The sequence below is a fragment of the Streptomyces sp. NPDC056486 genome (assembly GCF_042795295.1).
GTDB lineage: Bacteria > Actinomycetota > Actinomycetes > Streptomycetales > Streptomycetaceae > Streptomyces.
Genome location: NZ_JBHTSF010000175.1, coordinates 1 through 17,891, shown reverse-complemented (window position 1 = coordinate 17,891; position 17,891 = coordinate 1). Strand labels below are relative to the sequence as shown.

Sequence of the window (17,891 nt, the reverse complement as noted above, 5' to 3'; positions counted from 1 at the left end):
GTCTGGTAGACGGACCTGGGCGGCTACGCCGAGGCGCGCGGCGGCTGCCATGCCACGTGCGCCGAGGACGAAGGGGCTGGCCAGATGGACGAGGCCGGCGCGGTGCGCGCTCAGCGCCGCCGACAGGCGCCGACTGGGCAGCGCCACCCTGACCTGCGGATACCCGGGCAAAGGCAGGGAGGGGACACGGACGACGGGGCAGGGCGCACCGGCATCGGCTGCGGCGTCCGCTCCGGCCGCGGGGGCCGGAGCGATGACCAGGGGGTCGTGACCGCGCGCGACGAGCTGCCGGGCGGTCTGCACGGCGCAGTGCGCCACGCCGTTGACGTCGGGAGTTCTGTATCCAGTGACCGTTGTTGCTAGGGGTCGTTACTCCGTTCGTGACGGAGATCTTGAGTGATGCCCGCAAGTGGCAGGTACATCGGTACGAGCCAAGTCGATCCTTCGAGGAGTTGGCTGGGCAACTGGGGCACATCGCTCCGGACTGGGATTCGTGGGGCCGTCGTTTCGGCGTTCGGGACGGCCAGCGGTTCCTGATCGACCCGGGCGGCAGGCCGGATCTGCGTGTCAACTCCTGCCTGGCCTCTCCCAAGTGGCGCAATCTTGGGTGGCGTACGTACCGCGACTACGCGTACTCCGTCGGGGTGTGGCTGAACTTCCTGGTGTCCTTGGATGTCAACTGGTGGGACGCAGTCGAGGAGGATGCCGAAGAGTTCATGTTCTGGCGCGTCACCGACCCCACCAATGAGTGCAGAGTCCAGACGAATTCGTTCTCCCGGGATCTCGCGGCACTGAAGAAGTTCTATCGGTGGATGGGGCCGCGCTACGGAGTCGCGGACCCGTTCCATGACATCGACGCTCCCAGGTCCTCGCGCCAGGAGGACGTCAAGTGGCTTGATCCTGGCGGCTATGCACGGTGGCGTGACCTGGGCATCCGCGGGATGGACCTATCGGGACGTCCAGACCAGTGGTGGCGGGGGCGCAACGAACAGCGGGACGCGACATTCTGTGACGGCCTCTACGGAAACGGGTTGAGGGTTTCGGAGTGGGCGAGTGTGGTGCTGCCCGAGCTTCCTTCCTACGACCGCCGCCGCGGCTACCACACCTGCCAGTTGGCGGACGCCTGCGCCAAGGGCGGGTACGGGCATGCGTACTGGACACCACGCTCGGCGATGCAGAGTCTGCTGGCTTACACGGAGGGCGCCCGGGCGGCCGCAGTGCGGAGGGCTCAGGCCGCCGGCCGCTATGAGCGGGTGGACGGGGTGCGGATTGTGCTGGCCACGCATGGCTCCAAGGCGGTGACGCTGGAAGGGGCTCGCGGCGGCATCGAGCGGAAGGCCTGGAACGACATCGGGCCCCGGACCCGGCTGAGGTTGTTCCGGCAGACCGCGCAGGGCCTGGAGCCGGTGGCCCTCTGGCTGAACGAGGACGGACTGCCGCGCGACGGGCGGGGCTGGGAGCACACCTTCGACGTCGCGAACGAGCGGATCGCGATGCTGGGCCTGAAGAGCTTCACCTGCACCGCCCATATGCTCCGGCATTCCTTCGCCCTGAAGTGGTACGCGATCGGCAAGCTGGTGCACGCCGCGCGGCTCGGGCACCTCTCGGCGGACGAGCAGCGGGATTTCCGCGAACAGTTCGGCGACACCTGGCACCTGGTCCAGACGATGCTGGGGCACCGCCAGGTCGAGACGACGAAGAACGTCTACCTGGAGCCCTTCCGGGCCCTCGACGTCGAGCTGCTGCTGGCTCACGCAGACGGCTTCCCGATCGAGGCCTTCATGGCGGACGTGTTCACGGGACATCCGCGGGTCCGCACTGATCCGCTGGCGGTTGCCCGGTGAGCGGTCGGGGCCGAAGGGCAACTCTGCCTGCGGGCAGAGCCAGAACACAGCGTGGACGACTGGCAGACACCGACGGACGGCTGGTGGTTCGCTGCTTCAGCCAGGACGGCGAAGAGCAGAAGGATTTCGACTTCTCCAGGTTTGCCACGGACGCGCAGCTACGGGATGCCCTGATGGCCGCGTTCGTCAAACGCGTCGCCCCCGGGGGCGGCCTCACGTCGCTGGCGTCGTTCAACAGCGTCTACTACGGCTTGAAAAAGTTCGACCATTTCCTGGCCGCCCTGCCCTGGCCTCCTCGTGAGCCGTCCCAGGTGGCGCCTGAGCACTTCGACTCGTTCTACGAGTATCGGAAAGGGCAGGTCACGTCGGCGGCCTTGGAGATTGCCGAGCTCAAGCGGCTCCTCGTCAAGGTCGACGGCATCAGCGTCGAACTGGCTGGGCGGCTGGCGCGGTCGATGCCCAGACGCCCGGACAACGAGGCCAAACAGAGTTACAGCCGGGCCGAGCTCAAGCGGATTGCGGACCAGGCCCGCGCGGTTCTGCGGGCGGCCGCGATTCGAATTCGGGAGAACCGGGAGATCCTGCGGCAGTTCAGGGAAGGGGAGCTCGACCCAGGCCGTGACCAGAACCTGGTACGTCGGCTGCAACTCCTGGATTCTGTCGACCGATTCGCCGACGTGCCCCGACGAGTCAGAGGGAAGGGCTGGGGTCCAGAGAGGCCCTGGCCCCATCCCTGGGTGCAGCTTCGGGGGTCGGTCCAAGAGATCGTGTCGTGGCTTCACCTGACCACGGATGAACTCGCGGCCGGGGCCGTTCTTCTGGGGGTAATGACCGGAGAGAACCCAGACGTGATCTTCAAAGTGCCAGCCGTACACCACCGCGCGGACGGCAGCACCGGTGCGACCGGTACGGCGATCGTCGACCTCGTCAAGCCACGCCGGGGGCGACGTGCTCATATGACGCTCGCGCTGTCCGAAGTGCCGGACTGGATCAGCGTCCCGGAGGCCCCAGAGGAGGTCTCGGCCCGCGACGAACTGCACACCCCCTTCGGGCTCTATGTCCTCCTGCATGAACTGACGGCTCGTTCACGGGCGATGACAGGCGGAAACCGGCTACTGGTCGGCTACCACGCCAAGAGCGGCGCGGGCGTCGGCCGGGGAGTGCGGGCGCTCTCCGGCGGCAGTGGCCGCGTCACGCGACTCGGCCAGGCCTGGGAGCTGATGGCCGATCCCGTCGTCGGCGAAGACGGCAAGCCGCTACCGCCGGCGCCGTTGCCTCTGCGGCTGGAGCTGCTGCGATTGACCTACATCGAGCTGCACCAGAAACCTGTCGCGCACACCGAGCGGACCGCAGCGACGACCTACCTGGCCCGCAATCGGGGCAACGTGGCCGAGTACCAGAGGGTCGTGGCGGAGACGCTCATCGCTGAAGTCACCAAGGCCCGCACCCGCGGCAAGGTCGCCACGATGTCTGCCGAGGACGTGGAACGGGCCCGTGCGACCCCCGAGACCGTCGCCGTCGAGCAGGGTGTGGACCCGGCGACGCTCAAGCGCATGCTCGCCGGGGAGCTGGACACCGTTCTGACGGCATGCAGCGACAACAAAAACGGTCCCCACGCACCGCCAGGGGAGCGCTGCCGGGCCTCCTTCATGCTCTGCCTTGAGTGCGAGTGCGCCAGGGCCTTGCCCCGGCATCTGCCCGTCCAGGTCGTGGTCCACGACCGTCTCGCGGAACGGCGCGAGCAGATGGACACCCTCCAGTGGGCTCAGAGGTTCGCCGCCCCACATGCCCAACTCGCCGACCTGCTCGACCAGCACGACGAGGCGGCCGTCGAGGATGCACGCCACCAGGCCGGCGCCGCCGAACATGCCCTGGCCGACCGCTTCCTCAACCGGGAGCTTGACCTGCGATGACGACACCCGAACGGCAGCTGCCCCATAACGACATCCCCGACGGAACCCAGTGGCCAGGATCTGACACGCTGGTGCTGCTGAACCGACAACTGCACCCCGAGGCCGATCCGTCCAAGCTGTCCCGCTTTCGTGACGACTACTGGGATCTCAACCCTGCGATCTTCGAGCATCACAAGCGCTCCAGCAGCCTGAACTTCATCCTGATTCCCGCCGAGTTGCGCCAGGCCACGAAGTACTACATCTGGCAATTGCTCAACCACCCCGAGCCCCGCGCAGTCGCGAGCCGACCAGGACGGCTGTCCGTGGCCACCGTCACGATCCTGTTCCCGGCGTCGCTGCAATTCGTACTGAAGTGGCTGGCCGAGCAGGGCGTCACCGAGTTCCGCGAGATCACCCAGCCCCTGCTTGACGACTACCTCGAAGCACTCAAGGACGAGGAAGTCAGCATCGACCGCTGCTACCGCCGCCTCACCGAGATCCGCAGGCTCTGGGCCTACCGGGACATCCTGCCCGCGAGCATGAGGCTGCCAGATGCTCCGCCCTGGGCGGGAGAAGACACCCGGGACCTCCTGGGCCGCACGCGGGGGGACCGCGAGAACCGCACGCGCCGGATCGGCGAAGCCACCATGCAGATGCTCCTGTGCTGGGCGATCCGCTTCGTCGAAGACTTCTCCGAGGACATCCTGGCCGCGCACGCCGAGCACCTTGACTTGCACAGCAGAATGCCGGAAGCGCGGCGCAGGGCGCGGTTGACGGGCCAGGGTGGGCACCGATCCGGGGAACTGAAACAGAAGGTCGTCGCCTATCTGGAAGACCTGCGTCGGCGAGATGAGCCCCTCCCCGGCCGACGCCGAGAAGACGGCGCCCTGGAGATCCACTGGCAGCACCTGGCGGCTGTGCTGAACTGCAATGCCCAGATTCGGTACACCGTCCCCGGGCGGATGGTGATCGAGTCCGGGCTGCCGGTCGGGGAACAGGCCTACCTCGATGCCCCCATCACCGGCCTGCTCGACGGCCGCCCCTGGCGATCCACCCGCATCGGCCGGGACGAAGCATCCAGGCTGGCCAGGCTCCTCAGTACCGCGTGCTTCGTCATCGTGTCCTACCTTTCAGGCGCGAGGGTCGGAGAGGTGCTCAACCTCCGGCGCGGCTGCACGAAGCGTGACCCGGCCACCGGGCTCTGGCTGATGGAGGGCCTCTACTTCAAAGGCGCCGAGGACGAGGACGGCAACAAGATCCCCGAGGGCCAGATACGGCCCGACCCGTGGGTCGTCATCGACCTTGTCGCCGGCGCGATCAGCGTGCTGGAGCGGCTCCATCCCCACCCTGTCCTCTTCGTCAACCGGATCGAGCCGTATCTGAATCGCTCCCGGGGCAGCAAGCGCCACGGCGAGGCCCGCAGCGACCGCGTCATGGCCTCGGACCTGGCGTCGTTCACCACCTGGGTCAACGCCTACTGCGCGCAATCCGGCAGGAGTGACGGAATTCCGGATGACGCCCGCGGAGCCTTGGCCCCCAGCCGGTTCCGGCGCACCCTCGCCTGGTTCATCCGGCGCAGGCCGAGGGGACTGATCGCGGCCTCAGTCCAGTACGGCCACGCGCATACACAAATGCTCCAGGGCTACGCCGGCTCCTACGAGTCCGGCTTCCCGGACGAATACGCCTTCGAGGACTGGCTCTTCCGTCTGGAAGGCCTGACCGAGGACGAACAGGCCCTCGCGCGGGGCGAGTACGTCAGCGGGCCCGCTGCCGACGCCTACCGCTACCGGATCGCCGCCGCGAGCCGAGAGTTCGGCGGCCGCGTCCTCAAGAAGGAGCGCCAAGCCCGCGACCTCCTCGGCAACCCCCTGCTACAGATCCATCATGGCAAGGGCATGACCTGCGTCTTCGACCCTGCCACGGCGGCCTGCCAGCTCCGTGGTTCCCTCGGCGACCCGATGGTCACTCCCGACACGGATGACTGCCGTCCCAAGTGCCCCAACCTCGCCCGCACCGACCGCGACATCGTCCAGGTCGAGCGACAGGCCAAGGAGCTCGCAGAGATCGTCGACGACGCTCTCGCACCACCCATCCGCCATGCACGCGAGCAACACGAGCTGACCCGGTTGCAGACGATCATCCGCACCCACCGCGAAGGAGTCGATCCCCGATGACCAAGTTCCCGATGGACAACGAGACGGACCCTGTCCGGCGCTCGATCATCGCGGCGATGAACCGCCTCTTCGCAGGCACTCCCCAGCGGTCGAACGGTCGACTCAACGTCACGCAGTTGGCTGTCGAGGCCGACGTCAAGCGATGGCATCTGACGCACCAACACCCCGACTTGAAAGACGCCTTCCAGAAGCAGGCCGCCAGGGACGAAGTGAAGAGGGCAGACCATACCCGTTCTGCGGACGCCCTCGGCGAACTCAAGAAGAAGCACACCGAGCTCCAAGCTCACTGCCGGTCCCTGGAGTCACGGCTTCAGATCTACGCGGCGGCCCTCAACCTGCTGTCCCTGGAGAACGCGGCCCTCTCCGGGCGCGATGTCGACGCCGCCAAGATCAGAATGCTGCCGCGAGAACGCCAGCCCAGACACTGACGCATCACGCGCATGAGCACGGCCGTCCCATACCGCCGCCTCAGCTCGCCAATCCAGTGGCGAGTTGAGGGCCTCGTCGGTGCATACTGCCGCATGGCAATGATGTTGGGAGACCTACTCAATGAGAGCAGGACCAAAGGGTGGGCCGCAGGCCCAGGGCACATAGCCCAGGTCCAGCGTGAGGCCGCGATGCTTGGGTGGACTGAGGTTCCAACGCGGCGCGGTGGCCCAACCGTCACCACCTTGCGTCCCGTCGACCCGGCGAAGGCAGAACCTAATTCTCTCAGCGCCCGATACGGCAAGGGAGCTCAGCCCCTGCACACCGACGGCGCACATCTCCCCGACCCTCCCGACATCGTGGTCCTCGCATGTGAAACAGCCAGCGCGACGCCAACGCGTCTCTGGAACAGGAGGAGCCGGGATGGACACTTCATCTCGGTGATGCCGGACTTCTTGCGGCACGGCGTGTTTCTGATCAACAGCGGTAACGACAGCTTCTTTGCTACGACCCTTGCGAGCGGGCGGCTGCGTTACGACCCGGGGTGCATGTCGCCCTGCGACGCGCGAGCACGACGGGTAGTGCAGTTCTTTGACGAAGCGGAGAACGCTTCGATTGAGCACGAGTGGAGCGAGCCTGGGCAAGTGCTCTTGATCAACAATCGTCTAGCTCTACATGCCCGGGCCTCTGCTGCCCACGAGCCGCAGAGAGAAGTCCAGCGGCTCAGCTTCCACCTGAAACGCGAGGCGTCATGAGCAGGCCGTTCGATCACGAGGCTCTTTGGATGAAGGCGAAGCTCTTCCTCAACCGTGCCATGGATGACGACTTCAGGTCGTTCGATGAACAAGCCCTCTGGGCCGCCCTCGCGCTCGAACTACTGGCCAAAGCTGCCCTCGCTCGCGTCTCACCCCTCCTGATCGCAGAACCGAACGAGGAAGGAACCAACCTCCTCATCGCGAGCGGACTCGTCAAAGGCGACGCAAGGTTCACCTCCGTGCGTGCGAAGACTCTAATGGCCCGATGCCACAGGGCGTTCAAGCCCTTCGACCAGGCAGAAGCCATGAAGATCATCAACGGCCGGAACGAGTACCTTCACAGCAGCGGTGCCGGGTTCATGGCGATCCCGCCCCACGCCTGGTGGCCCAGATACTGGGCACAGGCTGCCATCCTGGTGACAGCGCTTGATCGCGACATAGAGGAACTCGTGGGCGGCGATCGCGAACGCGTGGTCACCAAACATCTTGAGCAGAACGCCAAAAACCTTGAACAGCGCACCGAGGCCTTGATCGAGAGGGCCAAGCAACGTCGTCAGCAGCAGCTTGAGGGAACCCTCCCGGCAAAAGTGGCCGCTGAATGGAAGACGGGGCAGTACCTGGCTGCGCAGATGGCACACAGTGAGGCCGCGACCTGCCCGGCCTGCGGGTCGGTCGGCCTCCTCGAAGGTGAAGAGATCGTCAACACGGAGGTTCACTACCCGTCCAGCAGTGGCTACGGACTGGACGAAGAGTACGACAGCGACTACGTAAACGATGTCTCGGTGACCTTGACCATCGGCGCTGACTACTTCAGCTGTCCCGCCTGCCAGCTGGTTCTGAGCAGCTACGACCTCATCAGGCAGGCAGGCGTCGAGACCGATTTCGATGTCGAGGGCGACGCCGAGGAATACCTTGCGCAAGAGCCCGAGTACGGAAACGACTAAACGCGGGCGTTTAGCCATCCTGTTGCCACATCTCAGTGAAGTAGCGCTCTAGCCACAGTGGCGTGAGCGCTCTTCCTCTTGCAACAGGCCCGTTGTTCTTGCAGTTGCGCCCCATACCCTGTGACCTGCGGTGATGCAGAGATCAGGCTCGCTGGTTCCTGAGCGGCAGTGGCGGAAGAACGGGAGGGAAGGATTCGGTGACGATGACGACACGCATACCCGTGTTGTCGTCGCGCGGGGCGTGGTCACGTCAACGTGGATCTTTCCTGGCGAGGAACGTCCCGTGAGCGTTCCCCTCCGCACGCGCCCCGCCCCGGGGGCGCGCCCGGCCGTGCCTGCGCCGCGTCGGCCGCGTCGAGGGCTACACCTCGGCCGCATCCGGGCCGATTCTGCTCCGTACGGCGGTCTGTACCTCGTCCTCCTCGGCGGGGTCCGCGGCGAGCCTTCTGAGCTGGGTGACCACGCGGGCGTCGCCGGTCTCGGCATGCCGTGCGGCGACCTCGCGGGTGGACTCCTCGCAGTCCCACAGGCATTCGACGGCGAATCCGGCGGCGAACGAGGGATCGGTGGCGGCGAGCGCGCGAGCGGCGCGTCCGCGCAGGTGGGAGGAGGCGGTCTCGCGGTATACGTGGCGAAGGACGGGGGCCGCGCAGGCGATGCCGAGCCGTCCCGCGCCGTCGACGAGCGCCCAGAGGGTCGGCACGTCCGGGCCTTCGCCCCGCACTGCTTCCCTCAGGGCCGCGAGGACGAGGTTGCTGTCCTGGGCGCCGCCCCTGCAGGCGAGCAAGCGTCCTGCGGCGGCGCCGAGCACGTCGGGCCGCAGGGCCCAGCGGCGGGCGCACTGCACGGCGGCGACGCCGCGCATCCGCTCGAAGGACTCGGCCGCGGCGTCCACGACGGCCCGTGACGGGCTCTGGACCGCGTACTCGATGAGGTCGAACACGTCGGGATCATGGGCGTCCGCGAGGTAGCGCAGGGCCGTGCCGCGCGCCCCGTCGGAGCCGTTGCGGGCGGCTTCGAGGATCTCGGCGCGGTCGTCGGGCCCTGCGACGGCGCCCAGGCAGCGGGCTGCGGGCACATGCAGGACTGCGCCGCGTTCGAGCCCTTCCTGCGCCCAGTCGAAGACGGCCTGGACGCTCCACCCCGGGCGCGGACCCGCCGGCCGCATCTGCCGCTGCCAGCGGTCGAAGGATCCCTGCTCACGGGCGGCCCGCACGCGGGCGCCGACGGCCTGCCGCGGATCCTCCTCCCACAGCCGCCAGGGCCGGGGTTCGTAGGCGTCGCGCACGACGGCGGCAAGGTCGGCCTCGCCTTCCGCGTCCGAGGGGAATCTGGCGAGCACGGGCTCGGCGAGGGCGCGCAGGCCCGCGTCGTCGTCCCGCATCGCGAGTTCGTCCAGGGCCCACGCCCAGTTGCTGCCGAACGCCGCGTACCTTCGCAGCAGTTCGAGGGCGTCGTGCCTGCCGTACGAGGCGAGATGGCCCAGAACCGCGAGTGCTAGGCCGGTGCGTGAGTCGTCCGTGTTCAGGACGTCCTCGGCATCGAAGAGGTGCCGCTCGATCTCGTCGATCCCGCCACGGAGATCGAGATAGAGCCTGGCGTAGTAAAGGGAGCGGTTCTCGACCTGCCAGTCGTGGCGCGGGTCGTGGAGCACGCAGGTCTCGAGGGCGGCGAGCGCCTCGGACCGGGGTGCGGTGAGTGCGTGCAGGGTGCCGTCACCGCGGCCCCTCTGCAGCAGGCCGAGCAGCGTACCGCTGGGCGCTATGACCGGATCGAACATGGGAAACAGCCTCACATCAAGCGTCGACGCAACCGGGAATCGTGAATTACCTGGCCGTGCGCCAACACGTCGGGCCGCCCGCCGTCTCTTGCTTGGTGTAGACCATCTTCCTCTGCCTCTCGTCGGTGGCCCGGAGGGATCCCGGACGGGAGGTCCGGGGGCGGGCCGCTCACGGTCCGCGCGGTGCGGCAACTCTTGCCCCGCCGTCGCGTCCGTGAATCACGTCGTCATGATGGCCCAGCGGTTCAGCCCGCCGCGACCACATTTCCAGCGCCCCCGTTGTTGCTGGTCAGCTACCCCGTTCAGGCCGCCCCGAACAGGTCGAGCAGCTCCGTCTTGGCGAACATCCGGGCGGTGTCCACCGCCGACGGTGTGCCCGCGGTCGGATCCGCGCCCGAGTCGAGCAGCGCCCTGATCACCGCGTCCTCACCCTTGAAGACGGCACCGGCGAGCGGGGTCTGCCCCCGGTCGTTGGCGCGGTTGGCGTCGCCGCCCCGCTCCAGGAGGGCCCGTACCGCTTCCGCGTGGCCGTGATAGGCGGCGAGCATCACGAGGGAGTCGCCGCTGTCGTTCGTGAGGTTCGCCGGAACTCCTGCGTCCACGTACGCGGCGAGGGCCGCGGTGTCGCCCTGGCGCGCCAGATCGAAGATCTTGGTCGCCAGCTCCACGACTTCCGGGTCGGGGGCTTCACTCATGGACCGGACCGCCTTTCGACTGCGGGATGACTCGGGGGGGGCGTACGGCGACCGGTGCAGCCGTACGGGTGAACCGACAGGCTACTGCCCGTCCGGGTACATGGCCGGGCACGCCCACGGCAAAGATCATTAGGGGGCCGGGGCGCCCTCCGGATCCACACTCGGGGGCCCCAACAGACCCCCGCCATTCGAGGGAATTACGGGAAAATTCCCCCATTTGCACCTTTTATCGTATGGATACATGCTGTGAACCTGGAACAACTCATGGTGACTGTCCCCACCAACCAGGAGAACCGTCATGATCCTTTCCATCTCGGGCGTCGTGCTGCTCGGCATCATCGTCTTCCTGTTCTTCCGCAAGGACGGCCTCAAGGCGTCCCACGCACTGGTCTGCGCGCTCTTCGGCTTCTTCATGGCGGGCACCGCCATCGCCCCGAGCATCAAGGCCGGCAGCGCGAGCCTGGCGAGCCTCCTCGGCGGGATCAAGTTCTGACGCCTCCTGCTCCCTGCCCCCTGTAGCGACTTCGTTCGCACCATCTGGAGACTGACGTGGCCCGGCGCCCCCTCCCCCGCATCCTGAGCAACGGCACCGCCTCGATCGCCCGGAGCCGGGAGTTCGCACGGTCGGCCGCCGACAACGCCACCGACGTCCTCCACCCGCTGATCACGATCACTCGTGGACTGCGCCGGCTGGCAGCGGCCGGGCGGCGCAAGTGGGCCGACACCCCCAAGGACCGGCGCGGACCGCTGCTGTTCCTCGTGGCCTCCGTCGTCCTGGTCGTGGCCCTCATTCCGTACGGTCCGCTGCTCGCCGCCATCTGCCTGATGGCGGCCGCCGCGTGGACCGGCAGGGAACGCACGGCGCCGGCGCCCACCGGCCCCGACGAGGCGCAGACCCAGCGGCTGCAGTCCCTCTACGAAGCACTCGTCCCGTACTTCTCCGTCCCCGAGGACCCGGCGCCGCTCTTCGCGCACGGCGGCGAGTGGGACAAGGCCCTCACGTCGTACGAGTTCGACGACAACGGACGTGTCTCCCATCTGGTGGTGCGCTACCCCGCGTACTTCACGGACGGCGAAGCCGAATCGCGCGCACGGATCGAGCAGCTGCTGCACGCCAAGTCGGGCCGCGGCCGCGAGTACCACTTCGAGTGGGACGAGGAGGGCAACCAGCTCACGGTGAACGTGCTGCCCCCGCTGCCCACCGACATCGCGGCCCAGCGGTTCGTCACGGCCCCCGGCGAGACCGTGCTCGGCTTCACCGATCCCACCGGTGTCCAGCGCACCCTGCCCGTGACCGACGGCGACGAACAGCGCGACGTACCCCCCGTCGTCTGGCGCACGGGACCCCGCTCCACCGAGCCCCACCTCCTGGTGGTCGGCGAGCCCGGCAGCGGCACCACGACCCTGCTGCGCTCCATCGCCCTGCAGGCCCTGCTCCACGGCGACGTCCTGATCGTCGAGGGCAGCGGCATCGGCGACTACGCCTGCCTGACCGGGCGTGACGGCGTCCTGGCCATCGAGTGCGGGCTCGCCGGAGCCCTGGCGAGCCTGGAGTGGGCCGCGCACGAGACGGAGCGTCGCCTCATCTCCGCCAACCGCGCCCGGCAGGCGGGCCACCCCGCCCCGGACGACACCAAGCGCCCCCTGTGGATCATCCTGGACCGCCCCAGCGTGCTCGGTCACCTGGCCGCTGCCGACGGACGCAAGGACCCGCAGTCGCTGCTCCAGGTGCCGCTGCGGCACGGCAGGGCGGCCAATGTCACGGTCGTCGTGGCCGACCAGTTCGACAGCCTGGACGCGCTGAGCGATCCGGTGCGCCAGCACACACGCGCGCGCGTGGTCCTCGGCCCCACGATGCTCGACCAGGTCGAGGACATCCTCGGGGTGCCGCCCCGCACGACGCCCACGTCCGACATCCCGCCCGGCCGCGGCTACGCCCGGCTCGGCACGGGTCAGGTGCACCGGCTCCAGGTGCCCGCGACGCCCGATCCGTACGACGACGCGACGAGCGAGGCGCACCGGCAGGCGGTGCTGGAGCTGCTGCCCGCACGGAGCACTCCTGCCGACGCCGACGTCGACACCGAAGTGGAGACCGGCACCGAGACCGCCGAGGCGGACACCGCGGCGACGGCGCCGGAACCCGCCACGAAGCCGGAGTCCGTGCCCGTACCCGCCGAGAGCTGACCTGGAACGGGACCTCAGGCCACGAACGCCCGCGACGCCTCCACGCCCGAGCCCGCCCCTGTCTCCACCAGGCGCGCGGCCGCCGCGAGGCGCGCCGCCGCCTCGTCCGCCACCGCGCCTCCCACGGTGAACGGCAGCCGCACATACCCCTCGAAGGCCCCGTCCACCCCGAAACGCGGCCCTGAAGGGACCCTGACCCCCACCCGCTCGCCCACTTCGGCGAGGCGGGAGCCGGAGAGGCCTCCGGCGCGTGCCCACAGGGTCAGGCCGCCCTTCGGCACCGCGAACTCCCAGTCGGGCAGTTCGCGGCGGACGGCGGCGACCAGGGCGTCGCGGTTCTCGCGGGCCTGGTCCCTGCGCACCTGCACGGCCGACTCCCAGCCGCCGGTGCTCAGCAGCCAGTTCACGGCCAGCTGTTCGAGGACGGGGGTGCCCATGTCGGCGTACGCCCGTGCCGAGACCAGGCTCCGGATCACGTCGGGCGCGGCCCGCACCCAGCCGATGCGCATCCCCGCCCAGAACGCCTTGCTCGCCGAGCCGACGGTGATGACGGTCGAGCCCGCCGGGTCGAAACTACAGACGGGGCGCGGCATCGTCAGGTCGTCGTCGAGCTGCAGTTCGATCATGGTCTCGTCGACGACGACGACCGTTCCCGCGGAACGCGCGGCATCGACGAGCTTGCGCCGCTGGTCCTCGTCGGCGAGCGCGCCCGTGGGGTTGTGGAAGTCCGCGACGACATAGGCGAGGCGTGGGGCGGCATCGCGGAGCACCTGCCGCCAGCGGTCCATGTCCCAGCCTTCGAGCCCCTCGGACATGGCGACGGGGACAAGGCGGGCGCCCGTCTCGCGCATCAGCTGGAGGATGTTGGCGTACGAGGGGGACTCGACGGCGATACGTTCGCCGCGCGGCGCGAACAGATGGCAGATCGCGTCGATGGCGCCCATCGCCCCGGTCGTGACCATGATCTGTTCGGGCATCGTCGGGATGCCGCGCGCGGTGTAGCGCTCGGCGAGCATCTGACGCAGCGCGGGCAGACCGGCCGGGAAGTCTCCGTGGGTGTGCGCGTACGGAGGCAGTTCCTCCAGGGCGCCCTGCACGGCGCGGGTGAGCCAGGGCTCGGGCGCGGGCAGCGCCGCGCAGCCCAGGTCGATCATGGAGCCGAGCGCCTCGGGCGGAAGAGGTTCGAGCCCGCGCGCGGGGAGGGGATTCCCGGCCGGGACGGCGGTCCAACTACCGGCTCCCCTGCGGGACTCCAGGAAGCCTTCGGTGCGCAGCGCCTCGTAGGCGGCGGCGACCGTGGTCCGGCTGACGGCGAGGGAGACGGCGAGCTCGCGCTCGGCGGGCAGGCGCGCGGCGACCGGGACGCGGCCTTCGAGGACGAGCATGCGGACGCCGTCGGCGAGGGCGCGGTAGGCGGGCGGGCGGCGCGTGCCGGGGCCCGCGGGGCGCGTCTGCTGCGAGGTGAGCAGCCGGGCGAGCTGCGTGGCGCCCACCGCTGAAGTCCACTGAGCCATGATTCCCAGTCCACCTTCCTGGAATTGGCCATGGTTGGCATCCTGTTACGAGCCACAGAGTGTCATGTGTCAGGCCACTATCACCAGCAGGGGGGCCATCTCTTGTCCACGCCGAAGCCGCCGAAGCCACCGAAGGCGTCAAAGCCACCGACCGCGCGCCGGCCACGATCAGCCCGACCGCACCTCACACGCCGGCTGATCCAGCTGTACGTCGGTCTGGCCCTGTACGGCGCGAGCTCCGGCCTCCTGGTGGTGTCCGGCCTCGGTCTCGAACCGTGGAACGTGCTGCATCAGGGCCTCGCCGAGCTGACCGGGATGTCCATCGGCGTCGTCTCGATCTTCATCGGGGCCGCGGTGCTGCTCCTGTGGATCCCGCTGCGGCAGCGCCCCGGCCTCGGCACGGTGTCCAACGTCTTCGTCGTCGGCCTGGCGATGGATGCCACCCTGGCCCTGATGCCGGACGCGCACGCGCTCGGCGCCCGCATACCGCTCCTCGTGGCGGGGATCGTCCTGAACGGTGTGGCGACCGGGCTCTACATCGCGGCGAAGTTCGGTCCTGGACCGCGGGACGGCCTGATGACGGGCCTGCACCAGCGCACCGGCCGATCGATCCGGCTGATGCGGACGCTGGTCGAGGTGGCGGTGGTCGCCACCGGCTTCGCCTTCGGCGGCACGGTGGGCATCGGAACGGTCCTGTACGCCCTGGCGATCGGCCCACTGGCCCAGTTCTTCCTGCGCTTCTTCACCGTCCCCGCTTCACCCGGGAGAGAGCCCGCGGCCGCCGACGGTCAACCGGAGCAGGCGATACTGCAGCGGTGACCACGCGCGTACGCCACCCCTACCTCGACCATCCGGGACCGCTCCCCTTCGCCCACCGCGGCGGGGCGGCGGCGGGCCTGGAGAACACCGCCGCCGCGTTCCGGCGGGCGGTCGACCTGGGGTACCGCTACATCGAGACGGATGTGCACGCCACGTCGGACGGCCGCCTCGTGGCCTTCCACGACGCGACGCTCGACCGGGTGACGGACACGGCCGGGCGGATCGCCGACCTTCCGTGGAGCGACGTACGCCGCGCGCGCGTGGCGGGCAGCGAGCCGGTGCCCCTCTTCGAAGAGCTCCTGGAGTCCTTCCCTCACGTCCGCTGGAACGTGGACGTGAAGGCCGAGCCCGCCCTGCTCCCGCTCCTGGAGCTGCTGCGCCGCACCGACGCCTGGGACCGCGTGTGCGTCGGCTCGTTCTCCGAGGCACGCGTGGCGCGGGCCCAGCGGCTCGCGGGCCCGCGCCTCGCCACGTCCTTCGGTACACGGGGCGTGGCGGGCCTTCGACTGCGCTCGTACGGCCTCCCCGCCCCCGTACGCGGCTCCGCGGTGTGCGCACAGGTGCCCGAGACGCATGCCGGGATCCGGGTGGTGGACCGGCGCTTCGTGCGCGCGGCCCACGCGCGCGGGCTGCAGGTGCACGTCTGGACGGTCAATGACGCCGAACGTATGGCCGCTCTTCTCGATCTCGGTGTAGATGGCATCATCTCTGATCACATCGAGACGCTGCGCGAAGTGCTGAAGGACCGGGGAGCCTGGGCCTGACCGCCTCAGGGGCGGCAGCGGACCACGGGCACCAGCGAGGGGGCACGGGTGGGCACCGACACCGTGCGGACAGCATCACCGGCCGATGAGAGCGCCGCGCAGCGGCGGCGCGAGCAGCGCGGCTGGTACTTCTACGACTGGGCGTGCTCGGTCTACTCGACCAGCGTCCTGACCGTGTTCCTGGGCCCGTATCTGACGGAGATCGCCAAGTCGGCCGCGGACGGCGACGGATACGTCCACCCGCTGGGCATCCCGGTCAGCGCCGGGTCCTTCTTCGCGTACGCGGTGTCGGCATCGGTGATCGTGTCGGTCCTCGTCATGCCGCTCGCGGGCGCCGCCGCCGACCGCACGGGCCGCAAGAAGCCGCTGCTCGCGGTGGCCGCCTACGTGGGGGCCGCGTCGACGGCCGGAATGTTCTTCCTGGGCGGCGACCGCTATCTCCTCGGCGGCCTCCTGCTGATCGTCTCCAACGTCTCGCTCGCCGTCTCGATGGTGGTCTACAACTCCTATCTGCCGCAGATCGCGCCTCCGGAGGAGCGTGACGCGGTCTCCTCCCGCGGCTGGGCGTTCGGCTATGCGGCGGGCGCGCTCGTCCTGGTGGCGAACCTGGTCCTGTTCCTGGCCCATGACACCTTCGGTGTCTCGGAGTCGACGGCCGTGCGCATCTGTCTGGCGTCGGCGGGTGTGTGGTGGGGCGCCTTCACGCTCGTACCGCTGCGGCGGCTCCGCGACCGCAAGGCGTCGCCTTCGCAGCCGTCCTCACAAGGAGCGGCACGCGGCTGGCGGCAGCTGGCGTCGACGGTGCGCGACATGCGCCGCCATCCGCACACCCTGTCCTTCCTGCTCGCCTATCTCGTCTACAACGACGGCGTGCAGACGGTGATCTCCCAGGCGTCCGTCTACGGCTCCGAAGAGCTCGGCCTCGACCAGTCCACGCTGATCGTGGCGGTCCTGCTCGTGCAGGTGCTCGCGGTGGCGGGGGCGCTCGCCATGGGGCGCCTCGCACGGACGTACGGCGCCAAGCGCACCATCCTCGGCTCGCTCGTCGCGTGGACGGTGACGATCGGGGCCGGATTCTTCCTGCCGGCGGGCGCGCCGGTGTGGTTCTTCGTGCTCGCGGCGGGGATCGGTCTGGTGCTCGGGGGTTCGCAGGCGCTCTCGCGGTCCCTGTTCTCGCATCTGGTGCCTGCGGGCAAGGAGGCCGAGTACTTCTCCGCGTACGAGATGAGCGATCGCGGCATGTCCTGGCTCGGGCCGCTGGTCTTCGGCCTGACGTACCAGCTCACGGGGAGCTACCGGGACGCGATCGTCTCGCTCGTGGCCTTCTTCGTGATCGGTTTCGTGCTGCTCGCGCGGGTACCCGTACGGCGCGCGATCCGCGACGCGGGAAATCCCGTACCCGACAGGATTTAGCAACTGAAGCCAAAGGGCGGTAGTGTACGCGTTTGGCTTACCAGGCGGACCGTTACTGCGCGCTGAAGATTCAGAAACGCAGGGTGACATCCTCTGTCAGATGTGACATACCGGGCGCTGGTGGGTACAACAAGGGGCGGCATACGACGGCGACGCATGACCCTTAAACGGGAATCTTTACCGCCGACCGGACGTTGACCGGATGACGACGACAGCGACACCTGTCCTGTGGGCGACAAGCCCGGGAGGCACGATTCATGAGTGAGCGAGCTCTTCGCGGCACGCGCCTCGTGGTGACCAGCTACGAGACCGACCGCGGCATCGACTTGGCTCCGCGCCAGGCCGTGGAGTACGCATGCCAGAACGGACATCGATTTGAGATGCCGTTCTCGGTAGAGGCAGAAATCCCGCCGGAGTGGGAGTGCAAGGTCTGCGGGGTGCAGGCACTCCTTGTAGACGGCGACGGACCTGAGGAGAAGAAGGGTAAGCCTGCGCGTACGCACTGGGACATGCTCATGGAGCGCCGTACTCGAGAAGAACTCGAGGAGGTCCTGGAGGAGCGCCTTGCGGTTCTCCGTTCAGGAGCCATGAACATCGCGGTGCATCCGCGGGACTCCCGCAAGTCCGCCTGACGGCGAACTGAACAACACCGCACACGAAGGCCGGGGCCACTGCTCAGCAGTGGCC

General features: G+C 68.8%; 15 protein-coding genes. 11 read left to right on the top strand and 4 right to left on the bottom strand.

All coding sequences use genetic code 11. From position 1 onward, the window contains the following. The coding region (locus ACFQ7F_RS39225; RefSeq protein WP_383281957.1) for a glycosyltransferase at positions 1 to 318 on the bottom strand (318 nt) is incomplete at its 3' end. A gap of 62 nt (positions 319 to 380) precedes the next feature. Here ACFQ7F_RS39225 and ACFQ7F_RS39220 point away from each other — a divergent pair. From ACFQ7F_RS39220 to ACFQ7F_RS39200, 5 genes are all read left to right on the top strand, one after another. Next, a complete protein-coding gene (locus tag ACFQ7F_RS39220) occupies positions 381 to 1,844 on the top strand; it encodes a hypothetical protein (protein WP_383281954.1) in 1,464 nt (487 codons plus the stop codon). Positions 1,845 to 2,017: 173 nt separating this feature from the next. Continuing rightward, positions 2,018 to 3,757, top strand: a complete 1,740-nt coding sequence (locus ACFQ7F_RS39215; protein ID WP_383281951.1) for a hypothetical protein — start codon at positions 2,018 to 2,020, stop codon at positions 3,755 to 3,757. Then, positions 3,754 to 5,910: a hypothetical protein gene (locus ACFQ7F_RS39210; RefSeq protein WP_383281948.1), complete on the top strand. Its 2,157-nt coding sequence runs from the start codon at positions 3,754 to 3,756 to the stop codon at positions 5,908 to 5,910. The genes ACFQ7F_RS39215 and ACFQ7F_RS39210 overlap by 4 nt, the downstream gene beginning before the upstream one ends. Beyond that, positions 5,907 to 6,338 (top strand): hypothetical protein, encoded by a 432-nt coding sequence (locus ACFQ7F_RS39205; protein WP_383281945.1) that lies wholly within the window; start codon positions 5,907 to 5,909, stop codon positions 6,336 to 6,338. Before ACFQ7F_RS39210 ends, ACFQ7F_RS39205 begins: the two co-directional genes overlap by 4 nt. 749 nt (positions 6,339 to 7,087) lie before the next feature. Further along, on the top strand, positions 7,088 to 8,035 hold the full coding sequence (locus ACFQ7F_RS39200; RefSeq protein ID WP_383281942.1) for a hypothetical protein: 948 nt from the start codon (positions 7,088 to 7,090) through the stop codon (positions 8,033 to 8,035). 361 nt (positions 8,036 to 8,396) lie between these two features. On the opposite strand, the gene ACFQ7F_RS39195 is transcribed toward ACFQ7F_RS39200, so the two are convergent. Together ACFQ7F_RS39195 and ACFQ7F_RS39190 are read right to left on the bottom strand one after the other, a co-directional pair. Continuing rightward, entirely contained in the window at positions 8,397 to 9,815 is a 1,419-nt protein-coding gene (locus tag ACFQ7F_RS39195) for a HEAT repeat domain-containing protein (RefSeq protein WP_383281939.1), read from the bottom strand. 302 nt (positions 9,816 to 10,117) lie between these two features. Then, positions 10,118 to 10,510 carry an ankyrin repeat domain-containing protein gene (locus ACFQ7F_RS39190; RefSeq protein ID WP_383281936.1) on the bottom strand — a complete coding sequence of 131 codons (393 nt, stop codon included), beginning with the start codon at positions 10,508 to 10,510 and terminating at the stop codon, positions 10,118 to 10,120. Positions 10,511 to 10,808: 298 nt separating this feature from the next. On the opposite strand from ACFQ7F_RS39190, the gene ACFQ7F_RS39185 reads away from it, so the two are divergent. Further along, the gene (locus ACFQ7F_RS39185) at positions 10,809 to 11,003 is read left to right on the top strand and encodes a hypothetical protein (protein WP_249591193.1); all 195 of its coding nucleotides are present in this window, start codon (positions 10,809 to 10,811) and stop codon (positions 11,001 to 11,003) included. Positions 11,004 to 11,059: 56 nt separating this feature from the next. After that, entirely contained in the window at positions 11,060 to 12,694 is a 1,635-nt protein-coding gene (locus ACFQ7F_RS39180; protein WP_383281933.1) for an ATP-binding protein, read from the top strand. Positions 12,695 to 12,708: 14 nt separating this feature from the next. Here ACFQ7F_RS39180 and ACFQ7F_RS39175 read toward each other — a convergent pair whose 3' ends face one another. Beyond that, entirely contained in the window at positions 12,709 to 14,208 is a 1,500-nt protein-coding gene (locus ACFQ7F_RS39175; protein ID WP_383281930.1) for a PLP-dependent aminotransferase family protein, read from the bottom strand. A 195-nt stretch (positions 14,209 to 14,403) separates the two neighbouring features. On the opposite strand from ACFQ7F_RS39175, the gene ACFQ7F_RS39170 reads away from it, so the two are divergent. From ACFQ7F_RS39170 to ACFQ7F_RS39155, 4 genes are all read left to right on the top strand, one after another. Beyond that, a complete protein-coding gene (locus tag ACFQ7F_RS39170; RefSeq protein WP_383281960.1) occupies positions 14,404 to 15,027 on the top strand; it encodes a YitT family protein in 624 nt (207 codons plus the stop codon). Next, the gene (locus tag ACFQ7F_RS39165) at positions 15,024 to 15,791 is read left to right on the top strand and encodes a glycerophosphodiester phosphodiesterase (RefSeq protein WP_383281926.1); all 768 of its coding nucleotides are present in this window, start codon (positions 15,024 to 15,026) and stop codon (positions 15,789 to 15,791) included. The genes ACFQ7F_RS39170 and ACFQ7F_RS39165 overlap by 4 nt, the downstream gene beginning before the upstream one ends. A 48-nt stretch (positions 15,792 to 15,839) precedes the next feature. After that, a complete protein-coding gene (locus tag ACFQ7F_RS39160) occupies positions 15,840 to 17,204 on the top strand; it encodes an MFS transporter (protein WP_383281923.1) in 1,365 nt (454 codons plus the stop codon). A gap of 257 nt (positions 17,205 to 17,461) precedes the next feature. Continuing rightward, positions 17,462 to 17,836: an RNA polymerase-binding protein RbpA gene (locus ACFQ7F_RS39155; protein ID WP_249591189.1), complete on the top strand. Its 375-nt coding sequence runs from the start codon at positions 17,462 to 17,464 to the stop codon at positions 17,834 to 17,836. The last annotated feature ends 55 nt before the right edge of the window (positions 17,837 to 17,891 follow it).